Origin of the sequence: Mycobacterium sp., from assembly GCF_046095365.1 — a bacterium.
In the GTDB taxonomy this organism is placed as follows: Bacteria; Actinomycetota; Actinomycetes; order Mycobacteriales; family Mycobacteriaceae; genus Mycobacterium.
Genome location: NZ_JBJTJF010000213.1, coordinates 1 through 4,698, shown reverse-complemented (window position 1 = coordinate 4,698; position 4,698 = coordinate 1). Strand labels below are relative to the sequence as shown.

Below are 4,698 nucleotides of genomic sequence, written 5' to 3'. Positions count from 1 at the left end.
GTCAACGGTCAGGCCGGTGGTGCTGGTGGTGATGCGGGTGCCGGCGGTAAGGGCGGCGTCGGGGGTAATGCGGGTGCTGCTGGTGGTGCGGGTGCGCCGGCGGGTATCAACGGCAGCGGCGGGGCGGGTGCTCTGGGCGGTAACGCCGGTGCCGGCGGCGATGGCGGCATCGGCTTCAACGGCGCCAACGGCATCAGCCCCGGTGGCGCCGGGCAGAACGGCGGCAACGGCGGCAACGGTGGCGCCGGCGGTGCCGGCGGCGCCGGAGGTCTCGGTGGCGCGGTCGGCACCGGAGGCACCGGTGGCACGGCCGGTGCGAACGCCAACGCCGGTAACGGTGGCACCGGCGGCAACGCCGGCGCCGGTGGTCTCGGCGGTAACGGCGCCGCCGGTGTGTCCGGGACCATCGCCGACGGCGGGGCGGGCGGCAATGGCGGCAGCTCGGGGAGCGTGGGTGCCGGCGGTGCGGCGGGCGCCGGGACCGGTGGTACCGCCGGCACGAGTGGCATCGGTGCCACTGGCGGCAACGGCGGTGCCGGCGGTGTCGGCGCGGCCTCCTTCACCGCGGGTGTCGAAGGCGGTGCCGGCGGCAAGGGCGGAAGCGGCGGTAGCGCCACCGGTGCGTTCAACGCCGGTTCCGGCGGTGCAGGTGGTAACGGCGGTGCGGGCTTCTCCGGTAAGGCCGGCTTCGGTGTGGACGGCACGCCCGGCGGTGCGGGCGGCGCCGGTGGCGCCGGTGGAAACGCCGTGTCCGGAGTCGCCGGTAACGGTGGCGCCGGTGGCAGCGCCGGTAACGGCGGTAACGGCGGTTCGGGGAAGGCCGGCGGTGGTGCCGGCGGATCTGGCGGCGGCGGTGGGGACGCCGGTGCCGGCGGTAGGGGCGGTACCTCGACGTCCGGCACCAACGGTGCCGGCGGCAACGCGGGCACGGCCGGCAACGGCGGTATCGGTGGCGACGGCACGACCGGTGCCAACGGCGCCAACGGGGTCGCTGCTGGTTCCAGTGGCGGTGCCGGCACCGACGGCGGGGCCGGCGGCGACGGTGGCGACGGCGGCGCGGGTGCTGCCGGTGGCGCGGCCGGCGGTGCGGGCGTCCCCGCCGGTGTCGACTCGCAGGGCGGAAACGGCGCCAGGGCCGGTCAGGGCGGCGGCGGCGGCAACGGTGGCAACGGCGTCGCCGGGACCTCGAGCGTCACGCAGGGCGTGGCGGGCCAGGCCGGCGGTTCCGGCGGTAACGCCGGTGCCGGTGGCTCCGGTGGTCAGGGCGGCGGGGCCGGTGCCGGCGGCGGTAGCGCAAAAGGCGGCGTCGATGGCCGTGGCGGCAACGGCGGCAACGGCGGGACCGCCGGCAACGGAGCCAACGGTGGCGCCGGGTACAACGGTGTGTTCAGTTCCGGGTCCGTGGTGACCAGTACCGGTACCGACGGCGGTCGCGGCGGCAGTGGCGGCACCGGTGGTAGCGGTGGCGCGGCCGGATTCGCCGGTGGCGGGACCGCTCCGGACGGTATCCAGGGCGACGGCGGGAATGCCGGTGCCGGCGGCGCCGGTGGCAACGGCGCCGACGGTCAATCCGGATTCGGCGGCGGCAACGGCGGCAACGGCGGTAACGCCGGGGTCGAGGGCAGCGGTGGCACCGGCCTGAATCCGGGCCTCGATGGCACCGGGGCCGATGGCGGTAACGGTGGTTCCGGCGGTGACGGTTCCACGCCCCCAATCGCCGGAGTCTCCGCGGGTGACGGCGGCACGGGCGGTAACGGCGGCAGCGCCACGCGGGCCGGCAAGGGCGGCGCCGGTGGCCGCGGCGGTGACGGCGGCGTCGGTGTCTCCGGCGTTGCGGGCACCGGCGAGAACGGCACCTTCGGTGGCGACGGCGGTGCCGGCGGTGCCGGGGGTAGCGCCGAGTTGGGAATCGCCGGCAACGGTGGCAACGGCGGCGCGGGCGGCAATGGCGGTAGCGGCGGGTCTGGCAAGGCCGGCGGCGGTGCCGGTGGCTTCGGCGCCGACGGCGGTGCCGCCGGTGCGGGCGGCAACGGCGGCGCGGCGTCGTCCGGCGTCAGTGGTAACGGCGGTGACGCGGGCACGGCCGGCATCGGCGGTTCCGGTGGTGTGGGTGCGGCCGGCACCAGTGGCGCCAACGGCGTTGCGGCGGGTTCGAGTGGCGTCGCCGGCACCGACGGCGGCGTCGGCGGCGTCGGCGGTGACGGCGGGGCAGGCGCTTCCGGTGGCAAGGCCGGTGGCTTTGGTGCCAGCAGGGGTGCCGACTCGGCCGGCGGTGCCGCGGGTAACGGCGCCAATGGCGGCGTCGGTGGTAACGGCGGCAACGGCGTGGCCGGGGCGAACAGTGCCGCGGTCGGTGTCGCGGGACAGGCCGGCGGATCCGGCGGTAAGGCCGGTAACGGTGGCGCGGGCGGCGCGGGCGGCGCGGGTGGCGCCGGCACCATTTTCGCCGCGAAGGGCGCCGACGGCAACGGCGGCAACGGCGGCACCGGCGGCCTCGGCGGCAATGGCTCCAACGGTGGCGCCGGCTTCAACGGCACCAACGCGGTCAGTGGCGGTGCTGTCGCCAAGGCCGGGTCGGACGGCGGTGCCGGCGGTAGCGGCGGCAACGGCGGCAGCGGTGGCGCGGCCGGCGCGGGCGGCGGCACGACCGGAACTGCGGGCATCCAGGGCAACGGCCGCAACGGCGGCAACGCCGGCAGCGGCGGACTCGGCGGCAACGGCGGCAACGGCCTCAACGGCACCTTCACCTCCCTGGTCAACCGGCCCGGCGCGGCCGGCGGTAACGGCGGCAACGCCGGTGTGGAGGGCAAGGGCGGAACCGGCCTGATCTCCGGCGTCGCAGGTTCGTTCGGCAACGGCGGTAACGGCGGCACCGGCGGCACCGGCGCCAGCATCGGCGGCGCCAACAACTACGGCGGCGACGGCGGCAAGGGCGGTAACGGCGGCACGGCCACCGGCGGCAAGGCCGGTAACGGCGGTGCCGGCGGCAACGGCGGCACCGGTGGCCCCGGCGCGGCCGGAACGGGCGGCACCGTCACACCGGGCAACGGATCCAATGGCGCCTATGGCGGCAACGGCGGTGCCGGCGGCAACGGCGGGTCGGCGACCTCCGGCATCGGCGGTGACGGTGGCAAGGCCGGCAACGGCGCGGCCGGCGGCATCGGCGGCGCCGGACTGAACAGCACCACGGTCGGTATCGCGGGCGGCGCCGGCGGTAACGGCGGCACCGGCGGTAACGGCGGCGCCGGCGGCACCGGAGGCAGCACGACCGGCGGAACGAACGGCAGCGGTGGTAACGGCGGCACCGGCGGTGCGGCCGGAGCTGGGGGTGCCGGCGGCAACGGCATCGCCGGCACCGCGTCATCGCCCAACGGTTCGGCCGGCGGCGCCGGCGGCAACGTCGGGATCGCCGGCGCCGGCGGCGCATTGGGAGCCAAGGGCACCGGCGGCACCGGCGGCAGCAACGGCACCGCGGGCGCCTCCGGAGGTGTGGCCGGCAACGGCGGTAAGGGCGGCAACGGCGGAGCCGGCGCGACGGGCACGGCAACCGGCACCTTCCAATGGGCGGGTTACCCCAGCGGAATCAACACCGGCACCAACGTCGCCACGGGCACCATCGTGGATCCGGTTACCGGCACCAGCATCCCCTTCACCTACACGCTGACCACGTTGGGAGGCGCTCCGTTCAACCTCAACACCACTACGAGCATGTTCGGTTGGAGCACATTCCCCGCGCAGTACAACGTTCCAAACGTGAATCCCACGATCCAGAACGTTCAGGCCGGCAAGAACACTTTGCAGTTCGGAACGCCGAGCAGTCCGTTGATGGCGTTTTCCTCGATCGGGCAGCCCTCACAACCGGTCACCATCTCCTTCCAGTACCCGGTGGAGATCCTGTGGTCCCAGGATGTGACGGTCGACATAGGCACGACGGCCTCGGCAACCCAGATCACCGGCAGGGAGGGCTTCATGGTGGTGCAGGCACTTCAGCCGGTGAGTTCCTTTGAGTTCGATTATCTGCTGACCGAGTTCTACTCCAACTTCGCCTTCGGTGCCTTTGTCACCACCACCACGCCCGGCGGTAACGGCGGCGCCGGCGGCGTCGGCGGCACGGGCGGGTTGACCGGAGGCAATGGCGGCGCGGGCGGGACGGGTGGTGCCGGTGGTAACGGCGCGACCGGTATCAACGGCACCGCACCCAACGCGGTGAACGGCGGCTCCGGCACCGCGGGCGGCACCGGCGGCGGGGGCGGCGCCGGTGGCGCCAGTCTGGTCGCCGGCACCAGTGGCGGTGCCGGTGGTCTCGGCGGCAACGGCGGCAACGGCGGCAACGGCGGCAAGGGCGCGAACGGCGCCAATGCCGATGCGACCAACCCGGCCCAGGCCGGCGGCACCGGCGGTGCCGGTGCCAACGCCGGCAACGGCGGAGTCGGCGGCGCCGGGGGCAAATCCGTCGCCGGCGGCACCAACGGCAGCGGTGCCAACGGCGGCGCCGGTGGCACCGGCGGAACGGGTGGCGCCGCCGGCGACGGATTTGCCTCCGGCGCCGCCGACTCCGCCGTTGCCCGCGTTGGCACCGGCACCGCCGGTGCCGCCGGCCTGGGCCGGGTTGGTCGCATCGGCATTGGCACCGTTCGCGCCCTTGCCGCCGTTGCCGCCGTTGCCGCCGTTGCCGCCGAGACCACCGGCACCGCCACT

The 4,698-nt window shown here is 75.6% G+C and carries 1 pseudogene; it reads left to right on the top strand.

The features are described 5' to 3' along the window. Positions 1-4,698 (top strand): annotated as a pseudogene (locus ACKOQ4_RS16905) (hypothetical protein); the annotation flags it as partial.